The organism is Streptomyces sp. NPDC005374, assembly GCF_042872225.1.
Taxonomy (GTDB): domain Bacteria; phylum Actinomycetota; class Actinomycetes; order Streptomycetales; family Streptomycetaceae; genus Streptomyces.
This window is the reverse complement of record NZ_JBIAKA010000002.1, coordinates 381,823-397,668: the sequence shown is the minus strand read 5'-3', so window position 1 is coordinate 397,668 and position 15,846 is coordinate 381,823. Positions and strand designations below refer to the sequence as shown.

At 68.9% G+C, this 15,846-nt stretch carries 10 protein-coding genes; all 10 read right to left on the bottom strand.

The annotated features are described in order from the left end of the window. Positions 1 to 31: 31 nt before the first annotated feature. Complete coding sequence (locus ACFYRX_RS07245) at positions 32 to 1,828, bottom strand: FAD-dependent monooxygenase (RefSeq protein ID WP_389097326.1); 1,797 nt, start codon at positions 1,826 to 1,828, stop codon at positions 32 to 34. A 3-nt stretch (positions 1,829 to 1,831) separates the two neighbouring features. Next, positions 1,832 to 2,485, bottom strand: a complete 654-nt coding sequence (locus ACFYRX_RS07240) for a VOC family protein (protein WP_389097325.1) — start codon at positions 2,483 to 2,485, stop codon at positions 1,832 to 1,834. Between the two features lie 23 nt (positions 2,486 to 2,508). Next, positions 2,509 to 3,465, bottom strand: coding sequence for a fumarylacetoacetate hydrolase family protein (locus ACFYRX_RS07235; RefSeq protein WP_389097324.1), 957 nt, complete (start codon positions 3,463 to 3,465; stop codon positions 2,509 to 2,511). Positions 3,466 to 3,539: 74 nt separating this feature from the next. Further along, positions 3,540 to 5,858: a pyruvate dehydrogenase gene (locus ACFYRX_RS07230; RefSeq protein WP_389097323.1), complete on the bottom strand. Its 2,319-nt coding sequence runs from the start codon at positions 5,856 to 5,858 to the stop codon at positions 3,540 to 3,542. Positions 5,859 to 6,001: 143 nt separating this feature from the next. Continuing rightward, the gene (locus tag ACFYRX_RS07225) at positions 6,002 to 7,348 is read right to left on the bottom strand and encodes a PucR family transcriptional regulator (protein ID WP_389097322.1); all 1,347 of its coding nucleotides are present in this window, start codon (positions 7,346 to 7,348) and stop codon (positions 6,002 to 6,004) included. Positions 7,349 to 7,626: 278 nt separating this feature from the next. Continuing rightward, positions 7,627 to 10,821, bottom strand: a complete 3,195-nt coding sequence (locus ACFYRX_RS07220; RefSeq protein ID WP_389097321.1) for an RICIN domain-containing protein — start codon at positions 10,819 to 10,821, stop codon at positions 7,627 to 7,629. 100 nt (positions 10,822 to 10,921) lie between these two features. Then, complete coding sequence (locus tag ACFYRX_RS07215) at positions 10,922 to 12,667, bottom strand: amylo-alpha-1,6-glucosidase (RefSeq protein ID WP_389097320.1); 1,746 nt, start codon at positions 12,665 to 12,667, stop codon at positions 10,922 to 10,924. A gap of 66 nt (positions 12,668 to 12,733) precedes the next feature. Continuing rightward, complete coding sequence (locus ACFYRX_RS07210; protein ID WP_389097319.1) at positions 12,734 to 13,558, bottom strand: carbohydrate ABC transporter permease; 825 nt, start codon at positions 13,556 to 13,558, stop codon at positions 12,734 to 12,736. Continuing rightward, positions 13,555 to 14,550 (bottom strand): carbohydrate ABC transporter permease, encoded by a 996-nt coding sequence (locus tag ACFYRX_RS07205; RefSeq protein ID WP_389097318.1) that lies wholly within the window; start codon positions 14,548 to 14,550, stop codon positions 13,555 to 13,557. The genes ACFYRX_RS07210 and ACFYRX_RS07205 overlap by 4 nt, the downstream gene beginning before the upstream one ends. Positions 14,551 to 14,570: 20 nt before the next feature. After that, positions 14,571 to 15,815, bottom strand: coding sequence for an extracellular solute-binding protein (locus ACFYRX_RS07200; RefSeq protein WP_389097317.1), 1,245 nt, complete (start codon positions 15,813 to 15,815; stop codon positions 14,571 to 14,573). Positions 15,816 to 15,846: the final 31 nt, after the last annotated feature.

The following is a 15,846-nucleotide window of genomic DNA, read 5'->3' as shown; positions in this document are numbered from 1 at the left end:
GCCTAGGCTCACCTGACGTCCGCCGAAGCGCTCAGCGCGGATTCGCGCCGAAAGGTCTCCACCTGTTCGCGAACAGGGAGATGAGGTCATCGGTGGCATCGCGACACGAGTCGGTGGTGCGCCAGGCGACGTGGCCGTCCGGTCTGACCAGAACGGCTCCCTGCTCACCCACCTCGTAGAGGTCCAGGAGGCTTCGCTGATCGCCGGGGGCCGGGGCGACCAGGCCGACCACCCGGAAGGGAAGAACGGTCTCGACCCGGAGGTCCCGCAGCGCTTGTGTCCATGCCAGGGCGTCCGCGGTGACGAGCGTGAGGCCGTTGTGCAGGAGGAGGTCGTGGATCGGGTGGGGGCTCCCCTCGTGCAGGACCATGGCGTGGGGGAGGCGGGCGCCGGGCCAGGTCGTGGGACGGTAGCTGACGACGCCCTCGCCTTCGAGTGGCTGCGTGCCTGACTCACGGCAGATGAGGGGACCGTCGTAGGCGTAGCCGAACTCCAGCCCGGTGGAGGCGAAGTGCTCCAGCTGCGCCGGGATCCTGGAGGCGATTTCCGTACGGAGCCGGCGCGCCCCGGAGCTGTCGCCCTGAAGGGATCGGGTGCGGCGCAGCTGCAGGCGGGTCACGAGGTCCGCGGTCGCGGCGATCAGCCGTCCCGGTACCCGTGAGAGCAGGGGGTGGCCGACGGCTTCGGTGGCCGCGCGAAGAGCCCGGTTGGTGATGCCGAGCGGCTTGGTCACCTCGTCGAGGCGGAAGTGGTTGGCGACGCTCTGCTCGGCGAACCGTTCGACGACGGGCCGGCGTTCTGTCTCGTAGGTGTCGAGGAGAGAGTCGTTCGCGGAGCCGTCGAGCACCGCGGCGATCTTCCAGGCGAGGTTGTGGGCGTCCTGGACACCACTGTTGAGGCCGAATCCGCCGGTGTGCGGGAAGCGGTGTGCGGCATCACCGGCGAGGAACAGCCGGCCCTGGCGGAAGGCGTCGGCCGTGTCGGAGGTCATGGTCCAGGTACCGGTCGAGCGGATCCCGACGGGGACGTCCGGTCCCAGGACCTTGGGGAGGATGCGCTCCCAGTAGGCCCGGCTGTCGCGCGCGATCCGCTGTTCCGGGTGGAGGTAGGCGGTCATGAGTACGTAGTCGCCGTCCGCGTGGGCGATCAGGACGCCGCAGAGGTTCGGTTCGTAGATCCAGGTGAGCAGGGGTGTGCCCGTGCCCTCCGGGTGGAGGCCGGGGGCGTTGAAGAAGACGCTGCCCATGTTGGCCAGCACCCTGCCCCGCATACGGATCCCGGCGCTCTCGCGGACGGCACTGTTGGCGCCGTCGGCGGCTATGACGAATCTCGCGGTCACATCCTCCGTGTCACGGACCGTGACGCCGCGCCGGAAGTCCACGAGGGGTTCCCGTTCCAGGGCCTTCCACAGCACGGGCATCAGGAGGTGCTGCCCGATGTGGGAGATCAGGAACGGGCTGTGGGTGCGTACGCGCGCGAGCTGTGCGGAGTCTTCGATGAGGTCGATCTCGCCCAGGGGCTCGTCGGCGAGCCGACAGTTCCAGCGGATGATGTTGACGGTCTCGACCGGTGGGGCCAGCGCCGCGATCTCCTGTGCTAGCTTCGGTGACGCGTGGTGCCAGATCTCGAAGGAGCGCGCGTTGACGACGTGTGCCGCGGGGTGCAGCAGGGGGGTCGTTCGCCGTTCGAGGACGGTGCTGGGTATGCCGTGGCGGGCGAGCAGGAGGGCGAGGGTGCAACCTGTGGCTCCCGCTCCGACGATGACGACCGGCTCGGTGGGGCCGGTCGAGTTGGTTGATTCAGACGCTTCAGTCGGTTCGATGGACATGGCTCAGAGCGTCTTCCACGTGATGGCCCGCTTGTTGGCCCGCGGGGTCGTGCCCGGGCGGGTACCGGCGCCGGGCTTGAGCAGGTCCGCAGGGGACGCACCGCTCCTGAGCCGTTCGAGCAGGTAGCCGGGGTCGATGTCGGTGCCGATGGAATTGTCGGCGAAGGCGGTGCTGCCGAAGTGGTCCGCGGTCTCCTGGGCCGTGGGGAAGTTCTCGGTCTGGAACTCCAGGCGGATGCCGTCGGGGTCCTCGTAGTAGAGGGAGGTCGTGGGGCCGTGGTTGATCGCCCACACCGGCAGCACTCCGGCCTTCCTGAGGCGGTCGTAGTTCGACAGCAGCCGCTCCAACGACCGGAAGGTGAAGGCGAGGTGGTCGATTCCGTAGAGCTTCCGGCGGAACCGGGCCAAGGGGAAGGCGTATCGAAGGAGGCGCGGGACCTTGACGAGGGCCAGGCGGTGGCTCTCCTCGTCCCAGGTGAGGAAGGCGATCTGCTTGTCCTCGTGGACGATGTGCGCTCCGAAGACGGTCCCGTACCAGGCGATCATCTCCTTGCTGCGGGCGGTCTTGACGACCCAGTGGGCCAGGAAGTCGGGAGCGAGGGCGTCCGCGGACGGTGATCCCTGGCCGGCCGCGGTGTCGGGGTTCGTGTGCTGCATGTGCTGTCCTTCCACGGGGCCTCTCAGGGCGTGGTGATGGTGGTGCGCTGGGTGCCCAGGTCGATGGACCGGTCGGCGTTGTGGATGGCCGCGGTGATGACGTCACCCGGCGCGAGGTAGGGCTTCTTCAGGTTCAGTCGGATGAACAGGGCCCACAGCTTGTCCTCGGGCAGCAGGGCGGTGGCGAGCCGGCGCAGCAGGGCGGGAGGTGTCGTCGCCGTGCAGCCGTGGGGGGTGCCGGTGAGGAGGAGGTCACCGGGGCTGAGGTCGCAGAAGGTGGTCAGTTCCGTGAGGGTCTCGGCGGGGCGGTGGAGCAGGTTGGCGGTGCTGTCCTGCTGGCGGAGCTGTCCGTTGACTTCGAGGCGCAGGCCGAGTTCGTCGAGGAGGGGGAACTCGTGGGGTTCCGGTACGGCGAGAAGGGGACCCACGGGGCAGAACCCGCGGTAGCTCTTGCCCTTGAAGTACTGGCCCTGGGGCAGTTGGACGTCGCGGGCGGAGAGATCGTTGGCGATCGTCACGCCGAACACGTACTCGTGGAGGTTCTTGTCCGTGACCTCCTCCGGCTCGGTGACCTCCTTGCGCATGACCAGGGCGAGTTCGATCTCGTGGTCGAGGAGGCGTACGTGACTCGGCCGTACGACAGACGCGTGCGGGCCGGTGAGGGAGGCGTCGGTCTTGTCGAAGAAGAGGTTGAACACGCGGGCGTCGGGGTCCATCCCGGAGTCGATCGCGTGCTGACGGTAGTTGGTCCCCTGGCAGATCACCCGGCAGGGCCTCGTCACCGGGGACAGCAGTTCCACGTCGTCCAGGGGGAGGGCTGCGGGTCGGCGGCTCGCGGCTCGCCAGTCGTCGGTGCCGTGCCGGATGAGGTCCGCGGTGGTGCGGTAGGTGTCGCTCAGAGGCGAGAGCCCACCGTCGACGACGACCCCCCACCTGTTGTCGCCGCCGTCGGAGCGGTAGTGGGCCAGATGGGTGACCATGGACGAGCCTCCGGGGTGGTGGTGGAATTGCCTTGCGGAAATGGGGGGTTGGGGCCGGGCCGGTTCGGTCGGCTTCAGTCGACGAGGTCCAGGGCGGCGCACACGATCGCCGGCTCGTCGATGCCGTGGTGGCGGTACACGCTCGCCAGGTCGCCCGACTGCCCGAACCGGCTGACACCGAGGTGCGCAGCGGGAACGCCCTGCACTCCGGCGAGGAAGGCCAGGGTGTGCGGATGCCCGTCGAGCACCGTCACCATGGGCTTGGCCGTCGAGGCGGGCAGCAGGGTGTCGAGGATCCAGGCCGGTGCGTCACCCATGCCACGGCGTGCCTGTACGGCCTCGAAGAGGAGACCGGGGCTGGTGACGCACAGGACGTCCGCCGGCTGACCCAGGGCGGTGAGGCGGTCCGCGGCCGCGACGGCCTCCGGCATGAGCGCCCCCATCGCGGCGATGGTCACGACGGCGCCCTCGGCCCGGCGCAGCACGTACCCGCCCGCGACGGTGTGCCTGCGGCGCCGTTCGCGTGCCACGGGGTCGGCCGGCACGTCGGCGAGCGTCTGGTCGACCGGCCTGGTCGACAGGCGCAGATAGGCCGAGCAACCGTCCTTCTTGCCCAGACGGGCCAGGGCGGCGAGGAGGACCCATTCGGTGTCCTGGGCGAATGCAGGTTCGTAGGTGGTGCAGCCGGGCTGCTCCAGGCCGATGGAGGGCGTCTTGACCGACTGGTGTGCGCCGCCCTCGGCGGCGAGGGTCACGCCGGAGGGGGTTCCGACGAGGATCGACTGTCCGCCGGAGTAGACGCCGAAGGACCACGGTTCCAGGGCCCGCTCCACGAACGGGTCGTACAGGACACCGATGGGCAGTAGCGGCTGGCCCCAGCGACTCCAGGTGGAGCCGAGCTCGCCCAGAGCGCACACGAGGTTGGTCTCGGCGATGCCCAGCTCGATGTGCTGGCCCTGGGGGCTTTCCCGCCAGTGCAGGAGAGTGTCGGGGTCGTCGGCGAACCAGTTGTGGCGTTCGGCGGCGGACCAGGCACCGACCTTGTTGACCCAGCCGCCGAGGTTCGTGGTGGAGCTGACGTCGGGGCTCAGCGTGACCACGCGCGCCCCGGTCTCGGGCGCCGACCTGAGGAGGTCGAGCAGGGTTCGGCCCAGGGCCGCCTGACTCGACTGAGTGCCGGAGACGGTCCGGCCGAAGTCGGTCGGTACGGGCGGAGGTTCGGCCTCGGAGACCGGGGTGCGGGCAAGGCGTGCTGAGACCTCGGCGCAGGTGACGGCCTCGGGGCTGCCTGCGGGAAACCGGGCCCACTTGTCCGCGAGGTCCACGCCGAGCCGGGCCGCGAGATCGGCGACCTGGGGCGCGGTCAGCAGCGAGGAGTGGTTCTGGGGGTGGCCCTCCATAGGCAGGCCGTATCCCTTGACGGTGTAGGCGAAGATCACCGTGGGGCGGCTGTCATCGATGGTGTCGAAGGCGTCCGCGAGGGCCTCGTGGTCGTGGCCGCCCAGGTTGCGCAGAGCACGCAGCAGATCCTCGTCGGGGAGTTCGGCGAGGAGGGAGCGGATCCGGTCGGTGTCGGTGCCGGTGCCGGGAAGGCGCTCGCGCAGGTCGGAGGCCGGGAGCCGGAGCAGCCGCTGGTACTCGGGGTTGCTCATCGTGTCGAGTCGCTCGCGCAGGGCGCCGCCACCGGGGCGGGTGAACAGGTCCTGCAGGAGCCTGCCGTACTTGACGGTGACGACCTGCCAGCCGATGGCGGCGAACATCTTCTCCAAGCGGTGGGCGGCGATGTCCGGCACCACCCGGTCCAGGGACTGGCGGTTCACGTCCACGATCCAGACGACCTCACCCAGATCCGCGACCATCGGGTCGAGGACGGCCTCCCAGCATGCGCCTTCGTCCAGTTCGGCGTCGCCCATGAGGGAGTACTGACGACCTCGGCCGGCTCCCCCGAAGCGGGCGTCGACATAGCGCCGTGCCAGCGCGCCCCAGACCGGTGCCGTCGCACCGATACCGACCGAGCCGGTCGAGTAGTCGGCCGGATCGGGGTCCTTGGTACGGCTGGGGTAGCTCTGCAGGCCGCCGAACTCACGCAGCGACGTGAGGTACCTGGCGTCGAGACCGCCGAGAAGGTAGTTGATCGCGTGCAGCACCGGTGACGCGTGGGGCTTGACCGAGACGCGGTCCTGCGGCCGGAGGTGCTGGAACCACAGCGCGGTCATGACCGAGACCATCGACGCGCTCGATGCCTGGTGGCCTCCTACCTTCAGCCCCGAGGAGTTCTCGCGCACGTTGTTGGCATGGTCGACCATGGCGGCCGAGAGCCACAGGACACGCCGTTCGACGGATGCGAGTACCCCGGCCGGAAGGCGGGTCGGGTCGTTCGTGGCAGCCGGCATCACGGGCTCCTGGGCTCATGGCAAGGCCGACGTACCCCGTCAGCGGTGTCGGGGGGTCGGAACGGACCCCACCATGAAGCCCCGCGACACCGTGCCGTCGCTTGGACTGCGATGCAAACGCACGCGCCCGGCTTGTACTCCAGTCACCTTGCGGGCCGGGAAGTCCGGTCCTGACTGTCCGGGGAAGGCGTCGATTCCGGGGAAAGGACCGCCTCGCCGAGCTCCTCGACCAATGTCAACGCCGCCTGGAGCTGCATGCGCCGCACGCCGATCTCTCTTCCGCGCAGCTGTTCCGCCCGCTGTACCCGGTAGGCGACCGTGTTGCGTGCGACGTGCAGGCGCTCGGCCGCGCCGTTGAGGCTGCGCTCCTCGTCCAGGTAGCACTTGAGCGTGGTCCGCACCGTGGCGGTGGACTCTCCGGGACCCGCCAGCGCGCCGAGCTCGCGCCGCACGAACTCGCGGGCCATGTCGACGCGGTAGCTGAGCATGGCCACCAGGTCGAGTTCGCCGTAGTCGAAAAGCCAACGGGCACCGGACGGCCGACCGTGGGACATCATCCCGACCCGGGCGGCTTCCAGCGCCTGAAAATGGCTGTCCCGGAAACCGTCCAGCGACGGGGCCGGTAGCCCCGCGGCGATCCGGACTCCTGGGCGGGGCTGGGGCGTGTCGTGCGTGGGAAGGCCAGGTGGCCTACGGACACCGGAGCCCCAGGCCCAGACTCTCCGGTCGCCGACCGGTACCACCAGGGTCGACGTGCAGCCGGCCGCGCGCAGCAGGTCGAGCGCGGCCTCCTCCAGCCGGCCCGACCACACGGGGGCCGGATCGTCGGCCCAGGCGACGACAGCCAGATGCTGTCTGGTGAGGTCGTACCCGAGAACACGCGCGGCACGGTCCGGCGGCACCCGGTCGCCGTGCAGGATGCTCTGTACGACCTCCATCCGGGCGGCGGCGGCACTGGCCTGCCACGCCTGCTGCACTTGACCGAACTCACGGGCCATGTCGGCTGTCAGCTCGTCGACGACTTTGAGCATCAGCTCACAGACGCGCCGCATCGCCGTGAACCGCTCGTCGCCCGACAGTAGCTGTTCACAGGAGTCCAGCACCTCGTGGACGGCGAAGGAGTGGCCCACGTTGATCGCGCGCAGCATGTGCTCGATCCCGACGCCACGGCTCACCACCTCGGCCGTGCCCAGGAAGACCTCGGGCACGTCGGCAACAGTGAAGTCCCGCTGGTCGGAGAGAGCGGCGACCAGACCGAGGGCGACCGCTTCACACCCCCTCCGAAGCTCCTGCACGATCCCGTCGAGAGCCAGTTCCGGGATCTCCTCGGTGATGTGTACCGCCATGGCCCGGCCCAGTTCGACCGCCCAGCCGGAGGGGCCTGCTCCGACTCGGGTCACGAACTCCGCCAGCCTGGGTGGCGGCAGAACCGAGCGGGTCACCGCGTCTTCGTCACGTGGGCCGAGCTCGCGGAGCCATGTACCGATCACGTTCAGTGCCTCCTCGTCGTGTCGTACTGTGTCCAGCCCAGGATGAGGGCAAGGACGGTTCCGCCTGGGCATTGTCGAGCCGCGCAGTGAGCCGCCGAGAGTAGATGACGGCCCACCGAACCCCGATCCACCAAACTCCGTCAGGGCAGCCCAAGGGCCCTTCATGTCCCCGGCACGATGCTCAGCGACCGCGGCGCCGAGGGGAAGGGCATCGGCCCGCCGTCTGTGCCGACGACGGGCCGATGCACGATCAGGTGCGTTCGCGGTGGTGGGTCAGGTCAGTCCTTGCCCAAGAGCCTCCAGATCTGGTTCTTCTTGGTGGTCAGGGCGCTTGCCGCGTCGCATGTCCATTGGTGGACGAGGGCGCCGGGTGCGGTGGAGATGTTGCTGACGTCGACGCACTTGTTGCTGTGCACGGCGACGAGTTGGTAGTCGTGGCTGTTGCCGAGCGCGGTTACCGCACTCAGCTTGAACCGCTGGTTGGTGCCGCCGGTGCACGTCCACTGCTGGACGGCGGCGCCGTTGGCCGTGGAGAAGGCGGAGATGTCCAGGCACTTGCCGCTGGAGTGGTTGACGACGGTGTACGTGTCGGTGGTGCCGGTGACGGGGTGGAAGTCGAAGGTCTGCTCCTGGCCGTTTCCGCAGGTGTTCTGCTGGTACTGGGTGCCGTCGGCGGTGGACTTGGCGGGGTCTTCGAGGCAGAGCCCGCTGTGCTGGGCGACGGCTGTGGAGGAGAAGCCGGACGGCGCGCCGATGTGCAGGCTCGCGGGGGCGAAGGAGACCTGGTCGAGGTGGGGCGCGGAGCTGGAGCGCATGGGCTGTCCGATGTCGGTGCCGCCGCCGGAGTAGACCAGTCCGATGGTGGTGCCGTCGTAGTTGTAGAGCTGGGAGGCGGTGAACTTGACGGTGTTGGTGCCCTTGGTGAGGGTGACGGGGACGGTGTAGTTCTGGAACTGGTTCCAGTGCAGGGTGCTGGCGAAGTTGACGCGGGTGGAGGTGCCGCCGTTGACGCTGACGTCGGCGTGCTCGGCGTACAGGTCGGGGTTGTAGTGGTTGGAGGGCAGTTCCTCGGCGTTGGCGTAGCGCATGGTCATGGCGTAGGTGCCGGCCGAGGGGGCGTTGACGTCGAGGGTGAGGGAGTTGGCGGTTCCGTTGCCGATGCCGGTGACGACGCCGCCGTTGGCCTGGCTGTAGGTGGTGTCGGCGGCGGCGGTGCCGGTGAGGGTGCCGTTCTCGGCCTGGTAGGTGACGACGTTGCCGGTGGTGACGGCGTCGGTGGCGCTGAACGGGGTGACGGCCAGGTCGTCCAGGGCGAGGGTGCCACTGGTGTCGGTCACCTTGACCTTGTTGATGCCGCCGTTGAGGTACACCCGGTTGGTCGAGGTGGACCAGGCTCCGGTCGTCGCGCCGGAGAGGGTCTGGTCGTCGGCGGTCTTGCCGTTGACGGTGAGGTCGGCCTGGCCGGTGTTGCGGTAGCGGGCCGTCAGGTCGGCGTAGCCGTCCCGTGCGGAGTAGACCCAGAACGTCGTTGACTTGCCGGAGGTGAGGTTGACCGCGCCGGCGCCGGACTGGCCCTGGGAGGTGTAGGAGGCGGTGCCGCTGTCCGACAGGTTGGCCTGCTCGGCCTCGTAGACAGTGGTGCCCTGGACGGAAGCGTCCTTGTACTGGAGGTCGATCTTGTCGACGATGGCGTCGCCGACGGTCGCCGCGCCGTTGTCGCCGGTGGTGGCCAACGTGATGGTGTGGCTGCCGGCGGTGAGGTGCACGGTGGTGTCGCTGTGCCCCCAGATCACCCACTGGAAGGCCACGGGGACGTCGATTCTGGTCGAGGCGCCTCCGTCGACCCGCATGTACACGTTGGTCGGGCCCTTGACGTCGGCGTCCTTGGCGTAGGTGTTGCCGAACACCGACAGGTTGTAGTCGCCGGTGTTGGGGACGGTGACGGGGAAGGAGATCACCGTGGTCGAATCGGTGCGCAGGCCTCCGACGTCCTTGTTGCCCGAGGTGGCGTGCTTGCCGACGTTGCCCGTCGTGCCTTCGGTGTTGATGTTGTAGCCGCTGCCGCTGAGCGTGGCGTTCTCGGCCTCGTACGTGGCCCGCCAGGTGCTGTCGGAGGCGGTGCTGCTGCCGGTGCCGCCCGGGGAGACGATCACCTCGTACGCGGACATCGCGTCGAGGGTGATGGGCAGGGAGATCGAGCCGTCGGAGCCCACGGCGACGTCGGCGTCGGAGAGCCGTGTCGGGGTGGCCGCCGCGCCGATGTAGCCGCTGTAGCGGTCCTGGAGGACGCTGACGTGCACGGTGCTGCCGAAGACCGCGGGGTCGATGTTCTTGATGACCGTGTTCGAGTCACCGCTGGTGCCGCCCCCGGCGAGGATGACGCGGGCCTGCTTCTTGGCCGTGTCCAGGCTCGCCAGGCCCTGAAGGGTGTACGCGGCGTTGGACGAGGCGCCGTCGACCTTGACGGTGTTGCCGCTCATGGAGCTGTACCAGTTGTACAGCCACCACTGGGCGTTGGGGGTGTTCTGGGCCGCGGCGGAGTCGCCGAGGTTGCCGTTGATGTTCCAGTACGGCAGGTTGCCGTCGATCTTCTCGTCCTCCATGGCCGCGATCCACTGCACCATCTGGCCGGGGTCGGTCAGGTGGTAGTTGTGGGCGTACTCGTTGAGGTTGATCGGCAGGTGCGAGGTGAGTCCTACCGAGGTCTCCGCCGCTCGGTAGTTGTCGACGGTGCTGCGCACGTCCGCCGGGCTGCCCAGGGTGTGCCAGGTCACGACGTCCGGCAGACAGTTGTTGGCCTTGCAGTAGGTGAGGAAGCCCTTGTAGGCGAACTCCGTGTAGCTGGAGAGGTTGGGGCCTGCCAGCCGCGCCTCGGGCCAGATGTTCTTGATGAAGTTGTACGTCTGGAGCCACTCGGCGTTGAAGTTGGCCAGCGGCGACGACTGGGTGCGCATGCCCTGGTACCACATACCGTCGGGCTCGTTGTAGGGGACGAAGACGATGTGGTCCTTGTAGGGACTGGCCATCGCCTGCTCGACCTGGGTCTTCATGGCTGCCTGGTAGGCGGCGTAACTGGCCCGTTCATAACTGAACGTGCGGTACACGTCCGTCATGTAGATCATGACGTCCCCGCCGCCGCTGTCCACGAAGGGCTTGGCGACCTCCAGGGCGTCCGAGCCGGGGTGCTGCTGCCCGTCCTGGTACTTGGTGTTGGTGGTCTGCAGCCCCATCCCCTCGATGAGGTTGTTGGTCGGCACGTCCGGGCCGTACAGGCCGTACAGCGCGCCGTCGGCGCCGCCGTGGAAGGCTCCGGTGGTGGTGCCGAGGTCGACGGTGAGGGTGGGGGTGGCCGCGGAGGCCGGTGTCGCCATCACGCTGGTGAGACCGGCTATGACCGTCAGCGGGAGCAGTGTCCTGGTGATGCCGTGGAGAAGGCGTCTTGAGGTCGAGCGTCTTTGCCCGAGTCTTGGCATGTGCTTACGTCCCTTCAGGGATGCGGCTGGTTGGTGCTGCGCCGGCCCCCGTGCCGGACGTGTGGGTGGGTCGTCGCTCGCGGGTCAGGGGACGCGGGTGTCAGCCCCGGGTGTCCGCGTGGCGGTGGTGGTGGTCGCGGGCGAGCAGCAGGTAGCTGCTGGCGGTCCACGTGTAGGCGCGGTCGCGTAGTCCCCGACCGGTCAGGGCGTCGAAGTTCTCGGCGAACCCGGAGGTTTCGCACAGGGCGCGGAAGCGGGCACTGATCTCGTCCGCGAGCCGGTCGTGCCCGGCGCGGCGCAGGCCGTCCTCGACGAGAACGGTGGCGGGGGCCCAGATCGGGCCGCGCCAGTAGCCGTCGGACTCGTAGTGGGGCGACGCGGGGTGTTCGGTCGCCAGGCCGAACGCGGTGAGGTGTGTTTCGATCCGTTCGGCCAGTCGGTCGCGGACCTTGGCGGGCAGGCGGTCGCCGAGCACGATCGGCATCAGGTCGAGCAGGCTGGCGCTCGGGACGGGGGCGCCGCAGTGGGCCGGGCGGCTCAGGAACCGTTCGCCGTCCCACAGTTCGTCCAGCAGGGCCACCTGGAGGCCGTCGGCCGTCTCGGTGCGGCGCCGGGCGTCGTCGGCGAAGCCGAGTTCGCCGGCCAGCCGGGCCAGTTCGTCGAGCTGGAGGATCAGCGTCGCGGTGAGGTCGGCGGTGACGGCGAGGCGTCCGGGGTCGAAGGTGGTGGCGTTGTCCCAGCCGCTGTCGTTGCCGTGCTGGTAGTGAGGCAGGGCGGTGCCGGGGGCGCGCCGTGCGGTGAGCCAGAAGTCCGTCCAGCGGGTCAACCTGTCGTACGCCTGGGCCAGTTGGGCCGGGTCGAGAGGTTCGGTGAGCCGCGTGCGCAGATGGCCGAACGCCCAGCCGTGGATGGGGGGTTTGACGAAGTTGTAGAGGACCTCGGAGTGGGCGACGGAGTCGGGCAGCGCGCCGCTCTCGTCCTGGTGGTCGAAGGGCAGTTGGAACTGGTCCCAGGCGAGGGCGGGGGATCCGGGGGCCAGCGCGAGGGCGTTGAAGCAGTGGTCCCAGCTCCACACCTTGTCCATCCAGTGCTTGGACATCAGCACACCGGGTCGGGTGACCAGGCCGGCCGGGCGCACGGTCGCCGACCACACCACGTAGGCGGCGAGTTCGGCGGCCGGGGTGTCGTCCGAGCGCCAGGGGGCGACCGTGTCGGCGAACTCGGTGAACGATCGCCGCGCGGCCTCCACGACCTCGCCGAACACCGTCGACGCGCGGTAGGGCTGTCGGGCACTGTCGAGTTCCTCGACCGCGACCCCCCACGTTCCGTCGGCGTTGGCGGCGATAGTGAGTCCGCGGTCCCCGACGCCCAGCGCCTCGGAACCTGACAGCTCGGCGACCGTGCCGGACAGCACGGTGATCCGGTAGCGGCACCCAGTCTCGTAGGAGGTGAACACGTACGCGCCGTCCACCGGGTCACGGTAGAAGTAGGTTCCGCTGAACGGGGTGAGGGCGGGTGCCACCGCGTTGATACCGAACCGGAGACCGGTGCCGTGTATGCGTACGGTGTCCGGCGACTCGTAGGCGAGGTCGATGCGCCCGTCCGTGGCGGTCCAGCTGAGCAGGCCCGGTGTCGCCTCGACGCGTGTCTCGGCCCGCTCGCCCGTCGCAGGGTCGAGGGGGACCAGGCGCAGGACGGCGTGCATGCCGTTCTGGTGGGAGACGAGGTGGAGGTCCTCGGCGTAGGTCTTCTCCGCCAGCACGGGGGAGATGCCGAACCAGGATCCGTGGGTGCTGAAGGGGATGTCGTGGACGGAGAAGGCCGGGCCGGATCGGGCGGCGGTCATGGAGGCGGTACTCGTTTCTCGAGCAGGGATCGTCAGAGGGGGGAAAGGTGGGGCGGGCCGGCGGTGTCAGTCCTTGACGGCGCCGGCGGTCACGCCGGCGGCGACGTAGCGCTGGGCGAGGACGAGAATGACCGTGGCGGGCAGGGAGGCCACGACGGCGGTGGCCATGATGGCGTTCCACTGCTGGTTGTTGTTGCCGATGTAGTGGTAGATGCCGAGCGTGATCGGCTCGTGGGCGCCGCCGCCCGCGAGGGTGCTGGCGAAGACGAAGTCGGACCAGGACCACAGGAACGCGAACAGGGACACCGTGACGATCGCGTTGCGGCTCATCGGCAGGACGATCGACCAGAAGGTACGCAGCGGCCGTGCCCCGTCCATCTGCGCGGCCTGGATCAGCTCGCCGGGGATGCCCGACATGAACGCGGTGAAGATCAGGACGGCGAACGGGACGGCCAGGGTGGAGTCGGCGACGATCAGGCCGGGCACCGACTGGAGCAGGCCGAGTTGGAGGTAGATGGCGTAGAAGCCCATCGCCATGATGATGCCGGGGATCATCTGGGCGACCAGCAGGAGGAAGCTGAGAGCGCCGCCGCCGCGCGGGCGCAGTTTCGCCAGCGCGTAACCGGCGGGAGCGGCCAGCGCCACGGTGAGCAGGACGGTGCCCAGGCCGATGACCAGGCTGGTGCCGAGGTAGGGCAACTGCTGGTCCAGGACGGCCCGGTAGCCCTCCAGGGTGCCGTGGGCGGGGAACAGGTCCGGCGGGGACTTGCGCATGTCCTGGTCGCGGGTGAAGGACACGTTGAGCATCCAGTAGACCGGGAAGAGCATGACCGCGGTGAGCAGGACACCGAGGGTGGTCTTCCACCACGTACAGCTGGTGCCTGGGTTCATGACAGCGCCTGCTTTCGCTGGACCCGGACGTACACCAGACCGAAGACCAGGGCGGCGACCACGAGCAGGTTGCCGACGGCCGCGCCGGGGCCGAAGGCGGGCAGCAGGTTGCCGAACCCGAGCTGATAGGACCAGGTGGCGAAGGTGGTGGACGAGTCCGCCGGGCCGCCCTTGGTCATGATCCAGATGATGTCGAAGACCTTGAGGGTGTAGACCAGGCCCAGCAGCAGAGTGATCGCGGAGACCGGGCGCAGCAGCGGGAAGGTGATGCTCCAGAACCGCTGCCAGGCGTTCGCCCCGTCCAGGGCGGCGGCCTCGTACAAGCTGGCGGGAATTGACTGCAGGCCGCTGTACAGGACGACCAGGTTGAAGGGGACGCCGATCCAGATGTTCGCGATGATCACCGAGGCCAGCGACCAGGACGGCGAGGTCAGCCAGTTCACCGGGCCGATCCCGACCGTGTGCAGCACGGCGTTGACGACACCGGACTCGCTGTTGAGCATCCACGACCAGGTGGACGCCGACACGATCAGCGGCAGCAGCCACGGCACCAGGAACAGGGCGCGCAAGGTGGCGGAGAGCCGGAAGTTCTGGTTGAAGAACACCGCCAGCGCCAGGCCGATGGCGTACTGGAAGACCAGGCACACGACGGTGAAGACGGCGGTATGGAGCAGGGCCGGGGCGAACGTCGGGTCGTCGAAGACCTTTCGGTAGTTGTCCAGGCCGGTGAACGGCGCGTCGCCCTGGACGAAGGAGCGCACCGTGTAGTTGCGCAGGCTCAGATCGAGGTTGCGGTAGAGGGGATAGGCGTAGAAGAGAGCGAGGTAGGCGGTGACCGGGGCGAGGAAGGCCCAGGCGGCCCACTGCGGGGAGCGGGGGCGGGGGCGGCGCCGGGTCGTGGTGCGGGCCGGGGAAGGGGCGGCGGTGGCCGCCCCGTTCCCGCCACGGACCCGCAGTGCATCCGGCACCGGCGGTTGTGTCGTGCGGTTCATCAACGGGCCTCTGGCACTGGTTACTTGGCGGCGGACTGGGCGGCCGTGAGCGCGTCCTTCGGCGACGCCGACCCGCTCAGCGCGGACTGGACCGCCTTCCACAACTGCTCGGAGATCTTGGGGTACTTGGTGCCCAGGTCGTCACTGGTGCGTCCCTTGGCCGCCTTCACCGCGTCGACCCACGGCTTCAGTTCTGCGTTGGAGTTCACCTGCCTGGCCTGAACAGCGCCGGTGGGGGCCACATACGACAGCGTGCCGTCGGTGAACTTGAGGTTTTCGTCGCTGGTCAGGCAGGACACCAGCTTCTGCGAGGTGGCGTACCGGCCGGTGTCGTCCTGCACAGGGACGGTGACGAACTCGCCGCCGGTCGGGGCCGAGGCGCTGCCTCCGGCAGCGCCCGGAATGGGCAGGACGCCGTAGTCGAGGCCGCCCTTGTCTGCGGCGGCGAGCTGCCAGGTGCCGTTCTCGGCGAACGCGTAGTCGCCGCTCGCGAACTCCTGCCAGCTGGTCGTCTGGGTGTTGTTGATCACCGAGTTGGGGGCGTAGCCCTTGTCCAGCCAGCCCTTCCACAGCGACAGCGCGGACACCGCCTCGGACGAGCCGACATCGGTGAGCTGCGCGCCCGATCCCCAGAACCACGGCAGGAACTGGAAGCTGCCCTCCTCGGTCCCGATCGCCGAGAACGTGATGCCCTTCTTCCCCGACTTCTTGACCTTCTCCAGCGCCGCCGTCAGCGAGTCCCAGTCCTTCACCGACGCGAGGTCCACACCCGCAGCCTTGAGGACCTTCTTGTTGTAGTAGAGGGCGAGGGTGTTGGCGCCGATCGGCGTGCCGTACGTCTTGCCGCCCGACTGGCCGGCCGCGAGCAGGTTGGCGTCCACCTTCGAGGTGTCGATCTTGTTCTCGTCGGTCGACGTGAGGACCCCGGCCTCCGCCAGGGTCGACACCACGGGGTTGTCGACGATGAGGACGTCCGCGGAGTTGCCCTGCTGCGCCGCCAGCAGCGCCTTGTTCGTCAGGTCACTGGTGTCGAACGCCGTCCGCTTGATCTTCACCCCGGCGCTCTTGCCACAGGTGTCCAGCAGCTTCGCCCACTGCGAGCTCTTGTCGAACTGCGGGTACGGGTCCCAGATCGTGTACGTACCGCCGTCCGCGGCCTTCGTCGAGGTCCCGCTCGAATCGGAGGAGCACGCGGTGGCGCTGGTGGTGACGGCGACGACGGTCAGGACTGCGGCGGTGAGACGCCGTCTGGCAGATCTGTTCATTGCGTATTCCTCGTGGTTCGGCACAGGTGTG

Coding starts and splice junctions, on each gene's coding strand:
- ACFYRX_RS07205 (WP_389097318.1), bottom strand. CDS start 14,550: ATGAACCGCACGACACAACCGCCGGTGCCGGATGCACTGCGGGTCCGT.
- ACFYRX_RS07245 (WP_389097326.1), bottom strand. CDS start 1,828: ATGTCCATCGAACCGACTGAAGCGTCTGAATCAACCAACTCGACCGGC.
- ACFYRX_RS07235 (WP_389097324.1), bottom strand. CDS start 3,465: ATGGTCACCCATCTGGCCCACTACCGCTCCGACGGCGGCGACAACAGG.
- ACFYRX_RS07210 (WP_389097319.1), bottom strand. CDS start 13,558: ATGAACCCAGGCACCAGCTGTACGTGGTGGAAGACCACCCTCGGTGTC.
- ACFYRX_RS07215 (WP_389097320.1), bottom strand. CDS start 12,667: ATGACCGCCGCCCGATCCGGCCCGGCCTTCTCCGTCCACGACATCCCC.
- ACFYRX_RS07230 (WP_389097323.1), bottom strand. CDS start 5,858: ATGCCGGCTGCCACGAACGACCCGACCCGCCTTCCGGCCGGGGTACTC.
- ACFYRX_RS07200 (WP_389097317.1), bottom strand. CDS start 15,815: ATGAACAGATCTGCCAGACGGCGTCTCACCGCCGCAGTCCTGACCGTC.
- ACFYRX_RS07220 (WP_389097321.1), bottom strand. CDS start 10,821: ATGCCAAGACTCGGGCAAAGACGCTCGACCTCAAGACGCCTTCTCCAC.
- ACFYRX_RS07240 (WP_389097325.1), bottom strand. CDS start 2,485: ATGCAGCACACGAACCCCGACACCGCGGCCGGCCAGGGATCACCGTCC.